Genomic DNA, 18,679 nt, shown 5'->3' with positions numbered 1-18,679 from the left:
TTCATTGCCGTTGCGCGAGGTTAGCCGCCGTGCGCCGGCGTGCGCGGTGCGGCGGACGCCGGCACGCGATGGAAGGTCCCGTCATGCCAGGCAGTCTGCGCGCCATCGCCATGCAGGTGATGGAAGATCGTCCGATAGGCGACCTCGAAGCCGGCGTGTTTCAGCAGCGTGGTCGACATCTTCGACATGCCCAGTGCCTGCAGCAGGGCCGAGGCCTCGAGCCGGGCGGTCTTGCCGGCGTTCTTGTCGGCCGGATCGTCGATCAGCAGCCGTCGCGTCAGCATCGCGGCCTGCCAATGACGATTGCCGGACAGCGCCGCGCTTTCGTGTCGCAAGGACTCGAGCTGCGCCAGGTTGCATTGCGACAGCGTGTCGGCGCACAGGCCACGCGCCGCGCCGCTGCGGACCGCGTGCGCCAGCTGTTCGCGCTCGCGCGTATCGGCACGGCTGCGCGCGAACCGCATCGCGATCCGGATCAACGTGAACAGGAACCAGGCGCCGCCGAGCACACCGCCGACCGCCACCAGCAGCGGGGCCGCCGGGGTCGCCAGTGCGGCCGTGCCAGCTAGCACCATCGTTGCCATGCCGGCGCCCGACATCAGCACGGTGCCGACGCCATAGGCGATACGGACAGTGGCCCAGCGCCCCAGCGCGCGGGCACGCTCGCGCCAGCGGCGCTGTCCGCCGGCGAACCAATGCAGCCCCTCGGTCGCGGCGGGCGATTGCAGCCGCCTGCGCCGTGCGGGATCGGCCGACAGCCGGCGCAGATTGTCGCGGATCGCCTCGTTGACCTCGCGCAGCGTTGCCTCATGCCGCCGGGCCTCTGCCAGTTCGCCGATGCCGCAACCGACGTGGGCCAGGCCAATCGCCGCGCCGAGGCCGAGCGACAGCATGCCGCCGGGAACCAGCCCGAGGTCCAGCGGGGCGTCCCATCCGGACACCGCGATCGGACTGGTTTCGTAGCCGGCGCGCAGCGCCTGCAGGCTGCTGTCTCGCAGGCAGGCAATGGCGCTGCCGCGCAGCCGCCGCGTGGCCCGGCGATCGTTGCGCGCGACGGCGTCGTGGCCGAGAAGTTCGGCGCCATGCTGCCGCAGCATGGCGTCGCGTTGCCCGTCGATCAAGGCGAGTTCGCGGTCGATCACGCCCATGGCCGCCTTGCCCAGCGCAGCGGCGTCGCCGTTGCCGGTGGCCAGCGCCTGGCGGAACGTGTCGGGAAGATAGGCGGCGCCGTGCCGCGGCAGCCGGTGTGCGGCAAGGGCCGGTGCCGGCGTGCCATCGTGCCGGGCCGGGGTCGACAGGCAGGCGCTGATCCAATGCCGCGCCGCCTTCAGCGCGGTCTTGCGCCGCTCGACATGTTCCGGCAGGCGCGTTCGGGCCAGCGCGGCGACCGCGCGGCGGTAGCCCGGCTCCGAGGCGCGGAGCTGTTGCGCAGTCCGGACCTTGCCAGCGGCCGTCCTGACCAGGTCGACCACGCCAAGGACCGCGTCGCCCGCCGGCAGTACGTCGCTGGCCTGGACCAGGTCCGGAGAAATCGCGTCGGCCGCCTCGAACAGCGGCTCGGCCTCCTGCACGGCGGAAGACATCAGCGAGATGCCCGTCGTATCCAGCCGCAAGGTTGGCCGGCCCACGCGCAGATCGCGGATGAACTGCCGCACGGCGCCGAATGTTCCCTGCGGCTCGGCCAGATCAAGTTGGATGGCACCGGCGCCCGGCGTCGAGTGCACCGCCTTCCGGGCGCAGTGGAGCCCGCAGTGGAGCCCGCAGTGGAGCCCGCGGTGGGGCCCGCAGTGGGGCTCGTAGTGGGGCCCACACTGGAGCCCAGTCTCGGCCCAATCCAGCGTTGGCGTCGATGGGCGGCTGCGCATCCAGCCAGCATGGAAATCGCTCACGGCAGGACTCCCGAGGTGTGACGTGAGCGCACTCTAGCCAGATGGGGTCCTGACATCTGGCGCGAATGGTTGCGGGCTTACGATTCTCGTGAGCGCTATCGGCGCGCCGCGCGGGCCTTTACAATACGGCGCGATGCTTGACGTTTACGTAAACGTTATATTCGCCGTTCGTTCTTCATCTTCAGGCGCCGGCCCGGTGTCGGCCGGCGCTGCCAATCCCCGAGGAGACAATCGATGCAGATCCGAGACAACGTATTCATCGTCACCGGCGGCGCTTCCGGCCTGGGCGCGGGCACGGCCCGCATGCTCGCCGAGCAGGGCGGCAAGGTCGTCATCGCCGACCTGAACGAGGCCGCCGGCACCGCGCTGGCCGAAGAACTGGGCGGCCGCTTCGTCCGCTGCGACGTGACCTCGGAAACCGATGGCCAGGCCGTCGTCGACGCCGCGGTCGGCATGGGAAGGCTGGCCGGGCTGATCAACTGCGCCGGCATCGCGACCGCCAACAAGACCGTCGGCAAGAACGGTCCGCACCCGCTGGACGCCTTCGAGAAGACCATCCGCATCAACCTGATCGGCACCTTCAACATGATCCGGCTGGCCGCCGCGGCGATGGTGCGGAACACCCCGGATGACGGCGGCGAGCGCGGCATCATCGTCAACACCGCCTCGGTCGCCGCCTTCGACGGCCAGATCGGCCAGGCCGCCTATGCCGCGTCGAAGGGCGGCGTGGTCGGCATGACGCTGGCGGTGGCACGCGACCTGTCGCGCGATGGCGTGCGCTGCATGACGATCGCCCCCGGCATCTTCGAGACGCCGATGCTGCTGGGCATGCCGCAGGAGGTGCAGGACGCGCTCGGCAAGATGGTGCCGTTCCCGCCGCGGCTGGGCCGCCCGGCAGAGTACGCGCAACTGGTGCAGGCGATCATCGGCAACACCATGCTCAACGGCGAGGTGATCCGCCTGGATGGCGCGATCCGGATGCAACCGAAGTAAGCCGGCACTCTCCGCGGAACGGCGGCGTGGCGGGCGTTGACCGCCGCCGAGGAACGCTGCTGCGAGGCCGATTGTGCTGTACATGGCACGGCGATGGGCGGCAGTGACTACAATCGCTGTACCTCATAGGCCTCAAAGGGAGTGCAGCATGCCGCCACGTTCGCCGGTTCCGCCGTTCCTTTCCACCGCCGCCGTCAAGCGACCGCCACCGACGGCCATGCTGGCCGGCACGCTGGCCGCGCTGCTGCTGGCGGGCTGCGCTGCCCCGCAGGCCGGCAAGGACGCCGCCGCCACGGCGGCGCCGGCCCCGGCAATCCCCGCCGCCAGCGCCCCGGCCCCAAGCACCACCGCCCTGCCCCCGGCGCCCGAAGGCGCCTCCGGCTGGACCGACAAGCCGGGCTGGACCGCCAGCTCCTTCATGGTGGCCGCCGCCAATCCGCTCGCCACCCAGGCCGGCTACGACATGCTGAAGGCCGGCGGCACCGCGATCGATGCGGCGATCGCCACGCAGATGGTGCTCAATCTGGTGGAACCGAATTCCTCCGGCATCGGCGGCGGCGCCTTCCTGATGCATTTCGACGGCAAGCAGGTGCAGGCCTACGACGGCCGCGAGACCGCGCCCGCGGCCGCCACCGAGCGGCTGTTCTACGGCCCGGACGGCAAGGTGATGCCGTTCCGCCAGGGGCTGGTCGGCGGGCGCTCGGTCGGCGCGCCCGGCGTGCTGCGGATGCTCGAGCTCGCGCATCGGCAGCACGGCAAGCTGCCCTGGCGGCGGCTGTTCGCGCCGGCGATCCGGCTGGCCGAACAGGGCTTCGCGATCAGCCCGCGGCTGGCGACGATCATCGCGCAGGACCAGGACCTGATGAAGGATCCGACCGCGCGCGCCTACTTCTACAACGCCGACGGCACGCCGAAGGCGGCCGGCACCGTGCTGCGCAATCCCGAGCTGGCGGCGGTGCTGCGCAGTGTCGCGGCACGCGGTGCCGATGCCTTCTACCAGGGCGATGTCGCCCGCGATATCGCCGCCAAGGTCCGCTCGCATCCGACCAATCCCGGCGTGCTGACCGCCAGGGACATCGCCGACTACCGCCCGAAGGTGCGGCAGCCGATCTGCACCGACTATCGCCAATGGACCGTCTGCGGCATGCCGCCGCCGTCGTCGGGCGGCATCGCGGTCGCGCAGATGCTGGGCATCCTGCGGGCGCTGCCGCCGGCGCGGCAGATCGCGGCGGCCAGGCCTCAGCGCAATGACGTCGGACTGGAGCCGTCGGTCGAGGGCGCGCATCTGTTCGCCGAGGCCGGCCGGCTGGCCTACGCCGACCGCAATCAGTACGTCGCCGATACCGACTTCGTGCCGCTGCCCGGCGGCGACTGGCGCAGCCTGGTCGATCCGCGCTATCTGGCCGGCCGCGCCGCGCAGATCGGCGAGCGAAGCATGGGCAAGGCCAGCGCGGGCACGCCGGCCGGCGCCACTGTCGCGCTGGGCCGCGACCGCGCGCCGGAGTTTCCGTCGACCTCGCACATCTCGGTGGTCGACCGCTACGGCAATGCGCTGTCGATGACGACGACGATCGAGGACCAGTTCGGCTCGCGCCAGATGGTGCGCGGCTTCCTGCTGAACAATCAGCTGACCGACTTTTCCTTCGCCGCCGAGGAGGACGGCAAGCCGGTGGCCAATCGCGTGCAGCCGGGCAAGCGGCCGCGCTCTTCGATGGCGCCGACGCTGGTGTTCGATCGCCAAACCCGCGAACTGGTGATGACCGCCGGCTCGCCCGGCGGCTCGGCCATCATCAACTACGTGGCCAAGACGCTGGTCGGCACGCTCGACTGGGGGCTGAACGTGCAGCAGGCGATCTCGCTGCCCAACGTCGGTTCGCGCAACGGCCCGACCGAGCTGGAGAAGGGGCGCGTGTCGGACGCCTTGGTCGAAGGGCTGAAGGCACGCGGGCATGACGTGCGCGTGATGGACCAGACCTCGGGCCTGCAGGGCATCATGCGCGTGCGCGTCAACGGCAAGCCGATGTGGTTCGGCGGCGCCGATCCGCGGCGGGAAGGGGTCGCGATGGGGGATTGAGGAGGATTGAGGGCGATGGCGGCGGCGTTGGCATGACGGCCGCCGCTGCCCTCTCCCCCGCCCCTCTCCCGCACACGGGAGAGGGGAGAAAACCAGCGTCGCCAGCCGTCCCCGATTGTGTTCTCCCTCTCCCCCTCGGGGGGAGAGGGCTGGGGAGAGGGGGTGGTTTCCCGCCGCCCGCCAGCAAACCTCAAGCCGCCGGAATCGGCATCGTCCTGACCATCTCCCACACCGCCGCGGCCGCCGGCGACAGCGAGCGGTCCTCGCGGCGGACCATCACGATGCGCCGCTGCTCCTGCGGCACCAGCGGCCGCCACACCAGGTTCGACCCGGCCGGCAGCGGCAGCGAGAACGACGGCAGCACCGACGCGCCGATGCCCGCCTGCACCATGCCGAACACGCTGGCCGAGTGGCCCAGCTCCTGCACGACGCGCGGCGTCACGCCGTGCATCGCGAATACGCGGTCGATCAGCGGGCGGCTGCCGGAGGCGAAATCCAGCAGCACCAGCGGTACGCCATCGAGCGCGGACCACGACACCGTGTCGCGTTTTGCCAACGGATCGTCGTCGCGGCAGACAAAGCAGAACGGATCGGTGCCCAGCGGCACCGTTTCCAGCCCTTCGCTGGCCAGCGGGTCGATCAGCACGCCGAAGTCGACCGCGCCGGCGCGGATCTGCTCGAGCCCGTCCGCCTGCACGTTGTCGCGCACCGACAGCCGGACCTCCGGATATTGCCGGGCGCAGGCGGCCACATAGAGCGGCATCAGCCGCGCCGAGATCGTCGGCGCGCTGGCAATCACCACCCTGCCGCGGTAGCGCTCGCCCAGCTGCCGCGTCTCCTCCAGCGTGTCGTCAAGCTGGCCGAGCAGCCGTTCCAGCGCGGGCACCAGCGCCTGGCCGGCATCGGTCAGCACCACCTCGCGCGTGGTGCGGTCCAGCAGCCGCAATCCGAGCGCCTCCTCCAGCTCGGCCACGCCCCGGCTGACCGCCGGCTGGGTCAGTCCGACCGCGTCGGCGGCGCGGCTGAAACTGCCGTGCGAGGCCACCGCCAGGAAGACCCGCAACTGCCGCAAGGTGTAATTCATGCGTCAACCATATCAATGAATACGACAAATGAATTTGCATTCTAGACAGGACTATCGTCCAATACCAGCGTTAACCCTGATTCCACCGTTTTCTGGCTATTCCTTGTTCTTTTAACCCCTTTCTTTAACTCATTCGTCCCGGCGCGCCGCTCCGGTGCGCTTCAGTCCACGCAGTCATGTCCTTCCTGCTGAATCCCTTCAAGAAACTCTACGATCTGATCGACGGCTTCGTGCTGATCATGCTGACCGCGATCGCTGTGGCGCTGGCCGCGCCGGAGCTCGGCACCGGCGACGGTCCGCTGCATCTCGGGCTGGTGACCAGCCTCGGCGTCGCGCTGGTGTTCTTCCTGCACGGTGCCGCGCTGTCGCGCGACAAGCTGGTCGCCGGCGCGAAGCACTGGCGCCTGCATACCTTCGTGCAGGTCTTCACCTACGTGGTGTTTCCGCTGATCGGCGCGGCGCTGATGTTCGGGCTGCGCGACCAGCTGCCGGCCGACCTGCTGCTGGGTGTGTTCTTCCTGTGCGCGCTGCCGTCGACAGTCTCGTCGTCGGTGGCGATGACGTCGATGGCGCGCGGCAACGTGCCCGGCGCGATCTTCAACGCGACCATCTCCGGGCTGATCGGCATGGCGCTGACCCCGCTGCTGATGGGCCTGGTGATCAGCGCCAGCGGCGCATCGATGCCGCTGGGCAAGGCGTTGACCGGCGTGGCGCTGCAGCTGCTGCTGCCGTTCGCGCTGGGCCAGCTGGCGCGCCCGGTGATCGGCGCCTGGCTGGGCCGGCACAAGGCCATCACCAGCAAGATCGACCGTGGCGTGATCGTGCTGATCGTCTACTCGTCGTTCTGCGACGCCACCGCCGAGGGCTTGTGGCACCAGTACAGCTGGCAGACCATCGCCGCCGTGATGGGGCTGGCCGCGGTGCTGCTGTTTGCGATCCTCGCCACCACGACCTTCGTCGCACGGCGGCTGGGCTTCGCGATCGAGGACGAGATCACGGCGGTGTTCTGCGGCTCGAAGAAGAGCCTGGCCAACGGCATCCCGATGGCCAAGATCCTGTTCGCCGGCCATCCTGCGCTGGGCCTGCTGGTGCTGCCGCTGATGGTCTACCACCAGCTGCAGCTGATCGTCTGCTCGGTGATGGCCTCGCGCTATGCCAACCGCGAGCAGATCGAAGGCGCGGTCGCCCGCGCGTGATGGCGTGACCGCGAGACCTGGCATCCAGGTCTCGCGCCGATGAAGAAAAGGCCGGCGATTTGCCGGCCTTTCTCGTTGCTGACTGCCGGCCGTTACACCGACGGGCTGCGCGACAGCGGCGGATTGCGCGCGAAATAGCCGCGAATGCCGCGCAGGATCGCGTTGGCCAGCTGCTCCTGGTGCGCCTCGTCGTTGAGCTTGCGCTCCTCTTCCGGGTTGCTGATGAAGGCGGTCTCGATCAGGATCGACGGGATGTCGGGGGCCTTCAGCACGGCGAAGCCGGCCTGCTCGACATGGGCCTTGTGCAGCTGGTGCATGCCGCCGATCTCGGACAGCACCGCCTTGCCGACACGCAGGCTGTCGTTGATCTGCGCGGTGGTCGACAGATCCAGCAGCACGCGCGCGACCTGCGCGTCCTTGTTGTTCATGTTGGCGCCGCCGATCAGGTCGGCCGCGTTCTCCTTGTTGGCCAGCCAGCGCGCGGCCGAGCTCGACGCGCCCCGCTCGGACAGCGCGAACACCGAGGCGCCGCGCGCCTCCGGCTTGACGAAGGCGTCGGCGTGGATCGACACGAACAGGTCGGCCTTGACCCGGCGCGCCTTCTGCACGCGCACGTTCAGCGGCACGAAGAAGTCGGCGTCGCGCGTCATCATCGCCCGCATATTGGGCTGCGCATCGATCTTGGCGCGCAGGCGCTTGGCGATCTGCAGCACCACGTCCTTCTCGCGCGAACCGGCGGCGCCGATCGCGCCCGGGTCCTCGCCGCCATGGCCGGGATCGATCGCCACCGTCAGCAGCCGGCGCATCTTGAAGCGCGACGGCGCGGGATCGTCGGCCGGATCGTTCTTGCCGGGCTTGTCCTGCGCCAGCGGCGCCTGCGGCTGCGGCGGCTGGGTCGTCGGCGAGCCGGCGGGCGGCTTCGGTTTGGCAGCGGCCACCGGCGGATTGGCGGGCAGCGGCGGCGTGGCCGGCGTCTTCGCCTGGTCCTCGAACTGGCGCACCAGGGCGGCGATCGCGTCCTCTTCGCTGCTCGACGGGGCGCCGGCCACGCTGTCGGCGCTCTCGGTCGCCGGCGTCGACGCGAAGCGGCGCTGCTTGTCCTCGGTCTCGCGCACCAGCTTCCACAGCGGATCGGGCGGATTGACCGGATACAGGTCGAACACCAGCCGGTTGCGGTACTGGCCGATCGGCCCCAGCGTGAAGACCTGCGGCGAGATGTCTTCCTTCAGGTCGAACACCAGCCGGACCACGCGCGGCCGGTTCTGGCCGACGCGGACCGACTGGATATAGGGATCGTTGGGCGTAATCTTGGCGACCAGCTCGCGCAGCGTCGGCGACAGGTCCAGGCCATCGATATCGACGACCAGCCGATCGGGATTGCGCACCATCGTGTGGACCGCGGCGAGGCGCTCGTCCGATTCGATGGTCACGCGCGTATAGTCCTCGGCCGGCCAGACCCGTACCGCGACGATGCCGGCGCCGGCCGCGATCTGCGGACCCGCCAGCGTCAGCACGACCGTTCCGGCGCCGGCTTTCAGGCATTGCGCCAGCCATTTGCGGCGGGCGAGCAGCAGTTCGTCGGGACGGTCGGTGGCGAGGCGCTTGATCAGCATGCGTGCAGCAGGAGAAGTCCGGTTGGAGTATAGGCCCGCAGGATCGCGACTCGCCGATCGGCGGCCTCATCGCTGGGCGAGGTGTCCGATTGGAGCAACAGGTGCAGGTCGGGTTCCCCAAGCAGCGACGCGGCCTTCTCCGGCCACTCGACCAGATTGAAGGCGGGCTCGGCAAAACAGTCGCGAAATCCCGCGTCGAGCCATTCCTCGGGATCGGCGAAGCGATAGAGATCGAAGTGATAGACGGTCAGCGGCGAACCGTCGGCGCGCGCGACCTGGTACGGCTCGCACAGCGTGTAGGTCGGGCTGCGGACCTTGCCCGCATGGCCGAGCGCGCGCAGCACCGCGCGCGACAGCGTGGTCTTGCCCGCGCCGAGATCGCCCGACAGCTGAACATGCACCGTCTGCGGGGGCAAGGCGCGCACCGCGCCGGCGAGCGCCGCGCCGAGGCGGTCGGTGGCCGCTTCGTCGGGCAGGATCACGGTGCGTTGTTCGAGCAGGGGCATTGCGTACAATTCAGGGATGATCGACCGAGCAGCACAGGCGCCTGACGCCGTTCTCCGCGGGACGCCAGCGGCGCAGCACGCCACCGGCGCGGATCCGCATGCGCTGGTCGCGCAGATTCGCGCCTGGGGCGCGGCGCTCGGCTTCGACGACGTGCGCGTCGCCGACGTGGACCTGGGCCATGCCGAAGCCGGTCTGCTCGAATGGCTGGCGCAGGGTTGCCATGGCGACATGGATTATATGGCGAACCATGGGCTCAAGCGCGCGCGGCCGGCCGAACTGGTGCCCGGCACGGTGCGCGCGATCGTCGCGCGCATGCCTTATCTGCCCGCTTCCACCCATGACGAAGACGACGGCGATGGAGATGGCGATGCCAACGACTGGCGCGAGCGCGAGTTCGCGCGGCTGGCGCAGGTCGAGGACGGCGGCACCGCGGCCACGATCTCGCTGTACGCCCGCGGCCGCGACTATCACAAGGTCCTGCGCACGCGCCTGCAGCAGCTGGCAGGCCGCATCGAGACCGCGATCGGCCCGTTCGGCTATCGCGTCTTCACCGACTCGGCGCCGGTGATGGAAGTCGCGCTGGCCGGCCAGGGCGGCCTGGGCTGGCGCGGCAAACACACGCTGCTGCTGGACCGCGACGGCGGCTCGATGTTCTTCCTCGGCGAGATCCTGGTCGATCTGCCGCTGCCGGTCGACCCGCCCGCCTCCGCGCATTGCGGCCAGTGCCGCCGCTGCATCGACATCTGCCCGACCCAGGCCATCGTCGGCCCGTACCGGCTCGATGCGCGCCGCTGCATCTCGTACCTCACGATCGAGCACAAGGGCGCGATTCCCGAGGAACTGCGCGCGCCGATGGGCAATCGGGTCTACGGCTGCGACGACTGCCAGCTGGCCTGCCCGTGGAACAAGTTCGCGCACCGCGCGACGTTGCCCGACTTCGCCGTGCGCAACGGCTTCGACGCACCCGACATGGTCGAGCTGTTCGGTTGGAGCGAGGAAGAATTCAATCGGCGTCTCGAAGGCAGCCCGATCCGGCGCATCGGCCACGAGCGCTGGCTGCGCAATCTGGCCGTGGGGCTGGGCAATGCGCTGCGCGGGGCCGGCGCGCCGGCACGGGCCGAGCGCATTCGCGCGGCCTTGCTGGCGCGCGCCGAACATCCGTCGGCGCTGGTGCGCGAGCACGTCGCCTGGGCGCTCGCGCAGCAGCAGCAGCAGCAGCAGCAGTAACAACAGCAGCAGCCAACCTAGCTGACCAGCGCCAGCCACAACGGCGCGGTGAAGATCGCCGCCACCGTCATCACGGAAATCGCGGCGGCCACCATCGGGCCGTTGCCGCCCATGCGCACCGCGAGGATATAGGCGCTCGACGCGGTCGGCATCGCGGCATAGAGCACCGCGATCTGCAATTGCAGCGGCGACAGCGGCAGATGCCTGCCCACGGCCCAGGCGAAGGCCGGCATCGCCAGCAGCTTGACCCCGCTCCACCAGGCCACCGGCCCGACCGTGCCGACGGCGCCGCGCATCTGCAGGCCGGCGCCTACGGTCATCAAACCCAGCGCGGTCGACGCCGAGCCCAGCCGGGCCAGCGTCATGCCCAGGACCTCGGGCGGATGCAGCCCGAGCAGGTTGGTGATCAGGCCGCCCGCGGTGGCCAGGATCAGCGGATTGCGTGCCAGCTCGCGCCACAGCCGCGCCTCGCCGTGCCGCGCCAGTGCCCAGACCGCGGCCACATTGCACATCGGCACCACGCAGCCGACGATCACCGCCATCATCGCCAGCCCTTCGCTGCCGCCGAGGCGCGATGCCAGCGCCAGCGCGATATACGAATTGAAGCGGAACGCGGTCTGCAGGCCCGAGGCGAAATCGACCGGATCGGGCCGCAGCACCCATTTGACCGCGTAGCCGGCGGCCATGCCGAACACCGTGGTCAGCACCGCCAGCCCGAGCATCGCCGAGGTGGTCGAGAAATCGAATACCGCGCTGTTGGTCGCCTGCAGCAGCAGCGCGGGGAACAGCACGAAGTAGACCAGGCGCTCGACGCCGGACCAGAAACCGCGATCGAACGAGGTATAGCGCACCAGCAGCCAGCCGATCAGGATCAGGCTGAAATCGGGCACCATCAGCAGGGCAGGCGACATCGGCGTCTTGTTGTTGTCGGGACGCGGGGGGCGCGTCGGAGGATGTCAGGAAGGTGGCAGGAACGATGGCCACAGCCCGCGCGGACCGCGTTCCAGCAGCGTGTCGAGGCGGCTCGGAGTGCGCCCTAGGGCAGATACGGATTGGTATTGTTTCAGAAAACCCGGAAGATGGCACGCTCCGGCATTTCCGTCGATCTCATTCCGCTTCCCATTCCGTCCTCGATGTACCGCCCCGCCATGCCTGCCCCCCGCCGCCCTTCCGCCCGCGCTCCGCTCGACCGGACCGCACGGACCGCACGCCGCCTGCGTCAGTGGCTGGCGATCTGCTGCGTGGCCGTGGCCGGCGCGCTGCCGATGGCGGCGAGCGCGATGGAGATCGAGGGCGTGCGGCTGGACGAGGCGACGCGCCTGGGCGGCAAGGAGCTGCAGCTGAACGGCGCGGGCCTGCGTTCGGTCTTCATCGTCAAGGGCTATGTGGCCGCGCTGTATTTGCCCGAGAAGGTGCGCAACGCCGCCGTGGTGCTGGGCGCCAAGGGCCCGAAGCGGCTGCAGATCCGGCCGCTGCGCGAGGTGGAATCGAGCACCTTCGTCAAGGCGCTGAACGAAGGCATGCGCGAGAACCACAACGAGGCGCAGCTGGAGAAGTTCGCCGATCGCCTGCACCAGCTGGAGCAGGCGATGAACCAGGTCGGCACCGCGCGCAAGGGCGACGTGATCGACTTCGACTACACGCCGGACAGCGGCACGGTGATCGCCGTCAACGGCACGCCGCGCGGCAAGCCGATCCCCGGCGAGGATTTCTACCAGGCCGTGCTGCGCATCTTCCTGGGCGAACGCCCGGTCGATCGCGATCTGAAGCGCGGCCTGCTCGGCGGCTGACGGGCCGCCGATGCATCGCGCCGGCGCGGCGGGCCCTACCGGGTCCCTGGCCGGCATTTTCAGTTCTGGACGGACACTCTCCGTCCGGCTTCACGACGGGAGACACGATCTCATGCAACGCAAGCACATTGCCCTGGCCCTGGGTCTGGCCGCCTTCGCCTCGCTGGCACAGGGACAGAGCAACTATCCGACCAAGCCGATCAAGCTGATCATTCCGTTCGCCCCGGGCGGCACGACCGACATCGTCGGCCGCGGCGCGGCCGACCAGATGAGCAAGATCCTGGGCCAGCCGGTGGTGGTCGAGAACCGCGCCGGTGGCGGCGGCTCGATCGGCGCCGACGCGATCGCCAAGGCGGCGCCGGACGGCTACACGATCGGCATCTCGACGGTGTCGACGATGGCGGTCAACCCGGCCTGCAATCCGAAGCTGTCGTACGACCCGATCAAGGACTTCAAGCCCATCACGAACCTGGCCAACGTCGCCAACGTGATCGCGGTCAACCCGAACTTCCCGGCCAAGGACTACAAGGAATTCCTGGCCACGCTGAAGGCCAACCCGGGCAAGTACTCGTACGCGTCGTCGGGCACCTGCGGCTTCGGCCACATGCTGGGCGAGCAGTTCAAGGTATCGACCAAGACCTTCATGGTCCATATCCCGTACCGCGGCGCGGGCCCGGCGCTGAACGACGTGCTGGCCGGCCAGGTGCCGATCATGGTCGACAACCTGCCCTCGTCGATGCCGCACATCAAGGCCGGCAAGCTGCGCCCGATCGTGGTGGCCGCCGAGAAGCGCCTGGACTCGCTGCCCAACGTGCCGACCTTCGGCGAAATGGGCCTGAAGGAGCCGAACGATCCGGCCTGGTACGGCCTGGTGGCGCCGGCCGGCACGCCCGACGACATCATCAAGAAGCTGAACGAGGCCGCCGTCAAGGCGCTGCAGGACAAGGGCTTCCGCGAACGCCTGATCGCCGCCGGCGCCGAGCCGTCGGGCAACTCGCCGGCGCAGCACGCCGCCGAGATCAAGAAGGAGTTCGACAAGATGCGCAACCTGGTCAAGGTGCAGAACATCAAGCTCGAGCAGTGATGGGCCAGTAGTTCGCCCTTGGTAGTACTCCCCTCTCCCGCTTGCGGGAGAGGGAGTTCTCCCCAAAGCCTCGACAAAGGCAGCCGCGCACTCGTCGCGGTTTTTTTTCGCCCCTCGCGCCCGACGCACTAGAATCCGGTATCCGGATCGACCGTTGTCCCGCCCATGCATCCCCATCCGAATCCGTCGACGGATTCTCCACCGGCCTCGCTGCAGCCCGATCGCGATGCGAGGCTTGCCGCCCGCTTCGATGCCATCCTCGCCGCGCCGTTCGGCCGCGTCGGCGTGCGGGCGGACGCGCAGTGCGTCCACGCGATCCACTTCCTGCCCGAGCGTTTCGCCCCGCGCGGCTCCGACCTGCTTCCGATCCAGCTGCTGGCGGCCCAGCTCGAGGCCTACTACGCCGATCCCGACGCGCCGCTCGACGTGCCGCTGGCCGGCACCGGCACCGATTTCCAGCGCCGTGTCTGGCAGGCGATCCGCGCGGTGCGCTGCGGGCGCACCGCGACCTATGGCGAACTGGCGGCCAATATCGGCGGCACCGCGCGTGCCGTGGGCCAGGCCTGCGGCGACAATCCCTTCCCGCTGGTGGTGCCCTGCCATCGGGTGGTCGGCGCCAAGGGCCTGGGCGGCTTTGCCCATCACGGCGAGGACGGCTTCCACCTCGAGGTCAAACGCTGGCTGCTGCGCCATGAGCGCGTGATGCTGCTGTGAGCGCGCGGCACGACAGCACCGCGGCGCTGGCGGAACAGCCCGCGCCGACCGGCGATCGCGATGCGCAGGTCGAAGCCGCCATCGCCGCGGACCTGACACTGGTCGACCGCTTCTGCGACGCGCTGTGGCTCGAGGATGGACTCGCGCGCAACACCATCGACGCCTACCGCCGCGATCTCGCGCTGCTGGCGCGCTGGCTGCGCGGCGAACGCGGCGTGGCGCTGCTGGCGGCCGACGATGGCGCGCTGTCCGGCTACTTCGCCGCGCGCCATCCGGACACGCGCGCCTCGTCGGCGAACCGGCGGCTGGCGGTATTCCGGCGCTTTTACCGCTGGGCGTTGCGCGAGCATCTGATCCAGGCCGATCCCTGCCTGCTGCTGCGCGCCGCCAAGCAGCCGCCGCGCTTTCCGAAGACGTTGAGCGAGGCCCAGGTCGAGGCGCTGCTGCGCGCGCCGGACATCGACACGCCGCTCGGCCTGCGCGACCGCACGATGCTGGAGCTGATGTACGCCAGCGGCCTGCGCGTGTCCGAGCTGACGCAGATGAAGACCGTCGAGATCGGCCTGAACGAAGGCGTGGCGCGCGTGGTCAGCGGCAAGGGCAACAAGGAACGGCTGGTGCCGTTCGGCGCCGAGGCCGGCGTCTGGCTGCGCCGCTATCTGGCCAGCGCCCGTCCCGCGCTGCTCGGCCAGCGCGGCAGCGACGCGCTGTTCGTGACGCAGCGCGGCGAGGCGATGACGCGCCAGGCCTTCTGGTACCTGATCAAGCGCTATGCCCGGCAGGCCGAGATCCACGCCCCGCTGTCGCCGCATACGCTGCGCCATGCGTTTGCCACGCACCTGCTGAACCACGGCGCCGACCTGCGCGTGGTGCAGTTGCTGCTTGGCCATGCCGACATCTCGACCACGCAGATCTACACGCACGTCGCGCGCGAACGGCTGCGCGTCCTGCATCAGCAGCATCATCCGCGCGGCTGACCGCGCGAGCGAACTCCATGGCAAAGACCAGACATATCTCCGAAACGCCGGCCACGCAGATGCTGCGCCAGCATGGCATCGCCTTCGGCGAGCACCCATACGACTATGTCGAGCACGGCGGCACCGAGGAATCGGCGAAGCAGCTCGGCGTCGACGAGCATCACGTGGTCAAGACGCTGGTGATGGAAGACGACAAGGCACAGCCGCTGATCGTGCTGATGCATGGCGACCGCACCGTGTCGACCAAGAACCTGGCGCGGCAGATCGGCTGCAAGAGCGTGCAGCCGTGCAAGCCCGAGGTCGCGCAGCGCCACAGCGGCTACCTGGTCGGCGGCACCTCGCCGTTCGGCACGCGCAAGCGGATGCCGGTCTATGTCGAGGAAGGCGTGCTGGCGCTGGAGCGCATCTATATCAATGGCGGCCGGCGCGGCTATCTGGTCAGCATCGAGCCGGCCGTGCTGACCGCGCTGCTGGGCGCTAGGCCGGTGCAATGCGGGCTGGCGGAGGGCTGAACACCGCGGTGCCATCTTCTGTGCCCTGGCCTGTGCCCTGGCCTGTGCGCTGGTTCATGCCCGGGTAATCACGGTCGTGAGCGTCACGCCGGCGCGCTACAATCGCGCCAGTTTTTTGCGACCGTTCCGGTCCTCCCCGCCTTTCCGCTGCCTTTTCGAACCCCGCCCATGGCCAATCTCGCCAATCTCGTCTTTGCCCTGCTCGCCTATCTGATCGGTTCGGTCTCCTTCGCTGTCGTGGTCAGCAAGACGATGGGGCTGCCCGATCCGCATTCCTATGGCTCCGGCAACCCGGGCGCGACCAATGTGCTGCGCACCGGCAACAAGAAGGCGGCGCTGCTGACGCTGCTCGGCGACGGGCTCAAGGGCTGGCTGGCGGTCTGGCTGGCGCAGCGCTTCGGGCCCGACTACGGCGTCGACCAGACCGGCATCGCGCTGGTCGCGGTGGCGGTATTCCTCGGTCACCTGTTTCCGGTGTTCCACCGTTTCGCGGGCGGCAAGGGCGTGGCGACCGCGGCCGGCATCCTGTTCGCGATCCATCCGTGGCTGGGCCTGGGCACGCTGGCGACCTGGCTGATCATCGCCTTCTTCTTCCGCTACTCGTCGCTGGCCGCGCTGGTGTCGGCCATCTTCGCGCCGTTCTTCTACGTGCTGATGTTCGGCGCCGACGGGATGGCTGCCGCGATCGTCGCGATCAGCGCGCTGCTGATCCTGCGCCATCGCCAGAACATCGCCAAGCTGCTGTCGGGCCAGGAAAGCCGCATCGGCGAAAAGAAAAAGCCGCAGCAGTAAGCTGCGGCTTTGCGCCTGCAGGCGATCGGCGTCCCTGTCTCAGGCCGCCTTGGCCAGCTGCGCGAACGGGAACACCATCTCGACGCGCAGACCGCCCTCGGGCCGGTTGCCCAGCGTCAGGCGCCCGCCGGACTGGCGCACCAGCCGGTCGACGATCGCCAGCCCCAGGCCCGAATGCGCATTGCCGCCGCGCGCCGGGTCCAGCCGCACGAATGGCAGCGTGACCTTGTCGAAGGCATCCTCCGGAATGCCGCTGCCCGCGTCCTCGACCACCAGCTGCCAGCCGTCCGCGACGCGCGCGGTGCGGATGCTGACCGGCGGCGCGCCGTAGTGGTAGGCGTTGTCGACCAGGTTGCCGACGATGCGATCGAGCTGCGTGGCGATCATCCGGAAGCCCTCGCCGGCCTCCAGAGACAGGTCGACCGGCCGCTCCTGCTCGGCCAGCGACGCCGCCAGTTCCGCCATGCGGCGATCGACCGGCACCGGCCGCGCGGTCGGCTCGGCGCTCTGCGCGAAGGCCAGGAACTGCTCGACGATCGCCGACATCGACTCCACGTCGCGCGTGACGCCCGCCGCCGCCTTCGGATCGGCCAGCATCTCGGCGCGCAGCCGCAGCCGCGCCAGCGGCGTCTTCAGGTCGTGCGCGATGCCGGCCAGCATCGTGTTGCGCTCCTGGTCGATGCGCGCCAGGTCCGCCACCATCTTGTTGAAGCGCTCGATCAACTGGCGCAGCTCCAGCGGGCCGCGCTCGCGCAGCGGCGTCACCGGCTGCTGGCGCGACAGCTGCCCGGCCGCATTGGCCATCTCGCGCACCGGCCGCTGGATCTGCCAGGCGATCAGCAGCGCGAACACGATCGCCACGCTGACCACCAGCATCGCGCCGGGAATCAGGCGGTTGTCCAGCGGCGGGTTATGGACCCACAGGATCGGCATCGCGATCCAGTCCTGGCGCGTCGGCAGCTTGATCCAGATGCGCGGCGTGTCCTCGTCCTCGATGCGCACCTGGGTGCCGGGCGGCAGCCGGCCGGAGAAACGCTCGACCAGCCGGCGCGAGCGGTCGGTCGGCGCGCGCGCATGTTCCTCGGCGCTGGCCTCGCCGGCGACCTCGACCAGGCTCGGCAGCTTCGCCGGCGGCCTGGCGTCGAGCGCGCGCTGGATGCTGTCGAGCTGGAACAGCATCTGCTCGACCGAATATTCCATGCGCTGTTCGCGCCGGTCCATGCGCAGGATCGCCAGCCACGAGAAATGGCTGATCACCAGCACCGCGGCGATCAGCAGCGCCATGCGGCCGAACAGGGTGTCGATGCGCAGCTTCATCAGGCGTCCAGGTCGGCCTGGACCGCTTCGTCCGGCACGAAGGTATAGCCGCGCCCGCGCACCGTCTGGATATAACGCGGCCGCTGCGCGTCCTCGTCGAGCAGCCGGCGCAGGCGCCAGATCTGCACGTCGATGCCGCGGTCGCTGACGCCGCTGGCCGCGCCATACATCAGTTCGACGATGCGCTCGCGCGACAGCACCTCGAGCGGATGCATCAGCAGCAGCTTCAGCAGCGCGAATTCGGTGTCGCTGATCGGCAGCGCCTGGCCGGACCGCACCAGCGTGCGCTGGCGGAAATCGACCTTGAACGGGCCGAAGGTCACGCTGTCGCGGTCCTCGGGCGCCGCCGCCGGACGCGCCAGCTTGCGGCGCAGCACCGCGTTGATGCGGGCCAGCAGCTCGCGCGGCGAGAACGGCTTGCCCAGGTAGTCGTCGGCGCCGATCTCGAGGCCGACGATGCGGTCGATCTCGTCGCTGCGCGCGGTCAGCAGGATCACCGGGATATCGTCGTTGCGGGCGCGCAGCTTGCGCAGCGCGGTCAGGCCATCGACCTTGGGCATCATCAGGTCGAGCACGATCAGCGCGGGACGCTCGCGCTCGAGGCGGGCCTGCAGTCCGTCGCCGTCGTGCAGCACGGAAACGGCGAAGCCTTGCTGGGTCAGGTATTCGCGCAGCAGGTCGCGCAAGTCGGGATCGTCGTCGACGACCAGGATCTGGGTGGGCTGATTGGATCGCATAGCCGGATGATAAACAGGCACGCCGGCCGGGCCGCCGCAATGTTGTTTCGGCAAGTTACACCGGGGGCGCTGGTAATTATCTGTAATAAAGCCCTTCCGTGCCGACATAGGTCTGCCCCGCCTCACGCCGTATCCTTGCCACGTCGCCGCAGGTGGGCCCCGCTCCGCATCCG

At 69.5% G+C, this 18,679-nt stretch carries 17 protein-coding genes; 10 read left to right on the top strand and 7 right to left on the bottom strand.

Translation table 11 applies throughout. The features are described from left to right. Positions 1 to 20 precede the first annotated feature (20 nt). Entirely contained in the window at positions 21 to 1,724 is a 1,704-nt protein-coding gene (locus M1D55_RS13405) for a hypothetical protein (protein WP_456282378.1), read from the bottom strand. A gap of 399 nt (positions 1,725 to 2,123) precedes the next feature. Between M1D55_RS13405 and M1D55_RS13400 the strand changes: the two genes are divergently transcribed. Further along, positions 2,124 to 2,882, top strand: coding sequence for a 3-hydroxyacyl-CoA dehydrogenase (locus M1D55_RS13400; protein WP_456282377.1), 759 nt, complete (start codon positions 2,124 to 2,126; stop codon positions 2,880 to 2,882). Positions 2,883 to 3,030: 148 nt separating this feature from the next. Continuing rightward, a complete protein-coding gene (gene ggt, locus M1D55_RS13395; RefSeq protein WP_456282376.1) occupies positions 3,031 to 4,956 on the top strand; it encodes a gamma-glutamyltransferase in 1,926 nt (641 codons plus the stop codon). A gap of 190 nt (positions 4,957 to 5,146) precedes the next feature. Here ggt and M1D55_RS13390 read toward each other — a convergent pair whose 3' ends face one another. Next, the gene (locus M1D55_RS13390; RefSeq protein WP_456282375.1) at positions 5,147 to 6,040 is read right to left on the bottom strand and encodes a LysR family transcriptional regulator; all 894 of its coding nucleotides are present in this window, start codon (positions 6,038 to 6,040) and stop codon (positions 5,147 to 5,149) included. A gap of 176 nt (positions 6,041 to 6,216) precedes the next feature. Here M1D55_RS13390 and M1D55_RS13385 point away from each other — a divergent pair, with 176 nt between their 5' ends. Further along, entirely contained in the window at positions 6,217 to 7,236 is a 1,020-nt protein-coding gene (locus tag M1D55_RS13385) for a bile acid:sodium symporter family protein (RefSeq protein ID WP_006579726.1), read from the top strand. A gap of 92 nt (positions 7,237 to 7,328) precedes the next feature. On the opposite strand, the gene M1D55_RS13380 is transcribed toward M1D55_RS13385, so the two are convergent. Together M1D55_RS13380 and tsaE are read right to left on the bottom strand one after the other, a co-directional pair. Then, positions 7,329 to 8,849 (bottom strand): N-acetylmuramoyl-L-alanine amidase, encoded by a 1,521-nt coding sequence (locus M1D55_RS13380; RefSeq protein WP_232205783.1) that lies wholly within the window; start codon positions 8,847 to 8,849, stop codon positions 7,329 to 7,331. Continuing rightward, positions 8,843 to 9,355 (bottom strand): tRNA (adenosine(37)-N6)-threonylcarbamoyltransferase complex ATPase subunit type 1 TsaE, encoded by a 513-nt coding sequence (gene tsaE / locus M1D55_RS13375; RefSeq protein ID WP_006579007.1) that lies wholly within the window; start codon positions 9,353 to 9,355, stop codon positions 8,843 to 8,845. The genes M1D55_RS13380 and tsaE overlap by 7 nt, the downstream gene beginning before the upstream one ends. A 16-nt stretch (positions 9,356 to 9,371) precedes the next feature. Between tsaE and queG the strand changes: the two genes are divergently transcribed. Further along, entirely contained in the window at positions 9,372 to 10,583 is a 1,212-nt protein-coding gene (gene queG, locus M1D55_RS13370; RefSeq protein WP_456282374.1) for a tRNA epoxyqueuosine(34) reductase QueG, read from the top strand. 17 nt (positions 10,584 to 10,600) lie between these two features. On the opposite strand, the gene M1D55_RS13365 is transcribed toward queG, so the two are convergent. Further along, complete coding sequence (locus M1D55_RS13365) at positions 10,601 to 11,494, bottom strand: AEC family transporter (RefSeq protein ID WP_006579005.1); 894 nt, start codon at positions 11,492 to 11,494, stop codon at positions 10,601 to 10,603. Between the two features lie 237 nt (positions 11,495 to 11,731). Here M1D55_RS13365 and M1D55_RS13360 point away from each other — a divergent pair, with 237 nt between their 5' ends. From M1D55_RS13360 to plsY, 6 genes are all read left to right on the top strand, one after another. Continuing rightward, positions 11,732 to 12,373, top strand: coding sequence for a chalcone isomerase family protein (locus tag M1D55_RS13360; protein WP_023263414.1), 642 nt, complete (start codon positions 11,732 to 11,734; stop codon positions 12,371 to 12,373). 112 nt (positions 12,374 to 12,485) lie between these two features. Continuing rightward, positions 12,486 to 13,457, top strand: a complete 972-nt coding sequence (locus M1D55_RS13355; protein WP_456282373.1) for a tripartite tricarboxylate transporter substrate binding protein BugE — start codon at positions 12,486 to 12,488, stop codon at positions 13,455 to 13,457. Between the two features lie 165 nt (positions 13,458 to 13,622). Further along, positions 13,623 to 14,171, top strand: coding sequence for a methylated-DNA--[protein]-cysteine S-methyltransferase (locus tag M1D55_RS13350; RefSeq protein ID WP_456282372.1), 549 nt, complete (start codon positions 13,623 to 13,625; stop codon positions 14,169 to 14,171). A gap of 80 nt (positions 14,172 to 14,251) precedes the next feature. Beyond that, a complete protein-coding gene (gene xerD, locus M1D55_RS13345) occupies positions 14,252 to 15,148 on the top strand; it encodes a site-specific tyrosine recombinase XerD (protein WP_043436975.1) in 897 nt (298 codons plus the stop codon). Positions 15,149 to 15,165: 17 nt separating this feature from the next. Beyond that, positions 15,166 to 15,660 (top strand): Cys-tRNA(Pro) deacylase, encoded by a 495-nt coding sequence (ybaK, locus tag M1D55_RS13340; RefSeq protein WP_006579148.1) that lies wholly within the window; start codon positions 15,166 to 15,168, stop codon positions 15,658 to 15,660. Between the two features lie 168 nt (positions 15,661 to 15,828). Continuing rightward, positions 15,829 to 16,452, top strand: coding sequence for a glycerol-3-phosphate 1-O-acyltransferase PlsY (gene plsY, locus M1D55_RS13335; RefSeq protein WP_006579147.1), 624 nt, complete (start codon positions 15,829 to 15,831; stop codon positions 16,450 to 16,452). 39 nt (positions 16,453 to 16,491) lie between these two features. On the opposite strand, the gene M1D55_RS13330 is transcribed toward plsY, so the two are convergent. Continuing rightward, positions 16,492 to 17,769, bottom strand: a complete 1,278-nt coding sequence (locus M1D55_RS13330) for an ATP-binding protein (RefSeq protein ID WP_006579146.1) — start codon at positions 17,767 to 17,769, stop codon at positions 16,492 to 16,494. Continuing rightward, complete coding sequence (locus M1D55_RS13325) at positions 17,769 to 18,506, bottom strand: response regulator (protein ID WP_006579145.1); 738 nt, start codon at positions 18,504 to 18,506, stop codon at positions 17,769 to 17,771. Before M1D55_RS13325 ends, M1D55_RS13330 begins: the two co-directional genes overlap by 1 nt. Positions 18,507 to 18,679: the final 173 nt, after the last annotated feature.

This window comes from Cupriavidus sp. JZ107 (assembly GCF_053903255.1).
This window is presented reverse-complemented; position numbering and strand designations above follow the sequence as displayed.

Coding starts and splice junctions, on each gene's coding strand:
- M1D55_RS13400 (WP_456282377.1), top strand. CDS start 2,124: ATGCAGATCCGAGACAACGTATTCATCGTCACCGGCGGCGCTTCCGGC.
- ggt (WP_456282376.1), top strand. CDS start 3,031: ATGCCGCCACGTTCGCCGGTTCCGCCGTTCCTTTCCACCGCCGCCGTC.
- M1D55_RS13390 (WP_456282375.1), bottom strand. CDS start 6,040: ATGAATTACACCTTGCGGCAGTTGCGGGTCTTCCTGGCGGTGGCCTCG.
- M1D55_RS13385 (WP_006579726.1), top strand. CDS start 6,217: ATGTCCTTCCTGCTGAATCCCTTCAAGAAACTCTACGATCTGATCGAC.
- M1D55_RS13380 (WP_232205783.1), bottom strand. CDS start 8,849: ATGCTGATCAAGCGCCTCGCCACCGACCGTCCCGACGAACTGCTGCTC.
- tsaE (WP_006579007.1), bottom strand. CDS start 9,355: ATGCCCCTGCTCGAACAACGCACCGTGATCCTGCCCGACGAAGCGGCC.
- queG (WP_456282374.1), top strand. CDS start 9,372: ATGATCGACCGAGCAGCACAGGCGCCTGACGCCGTTCTCCGCGGGACG.
- M1D55_RS13365 (WP_006579005.1), bottom strand. CDS start 11,494: ATGTCGCCTGCCCTGCTGATGGTGCCCGATTTCAGCCTGATCCTGATC.
- M1D55_RS13360 (WP_023263414.1), top strand. CDS start 11,732: ATGCCTGCCCCCCGCCGCCCTTCCGCCCGCGCTCCGCTCGACCGGACC.
- M1D55_RS13355 (WP_456282373.1), top strand. CDS start 12,486: ATGCAACGCAAGCACATTGCCCTGGCCCTGGGTCTGGCCGCCTTCGCC.
- M1D55_RS13350 (WP_456282372.1), top strand. CDS start 13,623: ATGCATCCCCATCCGAATCCGTCGACGGATTCTCCACCGGCCTCGCTG.
- ybaK (WP_006579148.1), top strand. CDS start 15,166: ATGGCAAAGACCAGACATATCTCCGAAACGCCGGCCACGCAGATGCTG.
- plsY (WP_006579147.1), top strand. CDS start 15,829: ATGGCCAATCTCGCCAATCTCGTCTTTGCCCTGCTCGCCTATCTGATC.
- M1D55_RS13330 (WP_006579146.1), bottom strand. CDS start 17,769: ATGAAGCTGCGCATCGACACCCTGTTCGGCCGCATGGCGCTGCTGATC.
- M1D55_RS13325 (WP_006579145.1), bottom strand. CDS start 18,506: ATGCGATCCAATCAGCCCACCCAGATCCTGGTCGTCGACGACGATCCC.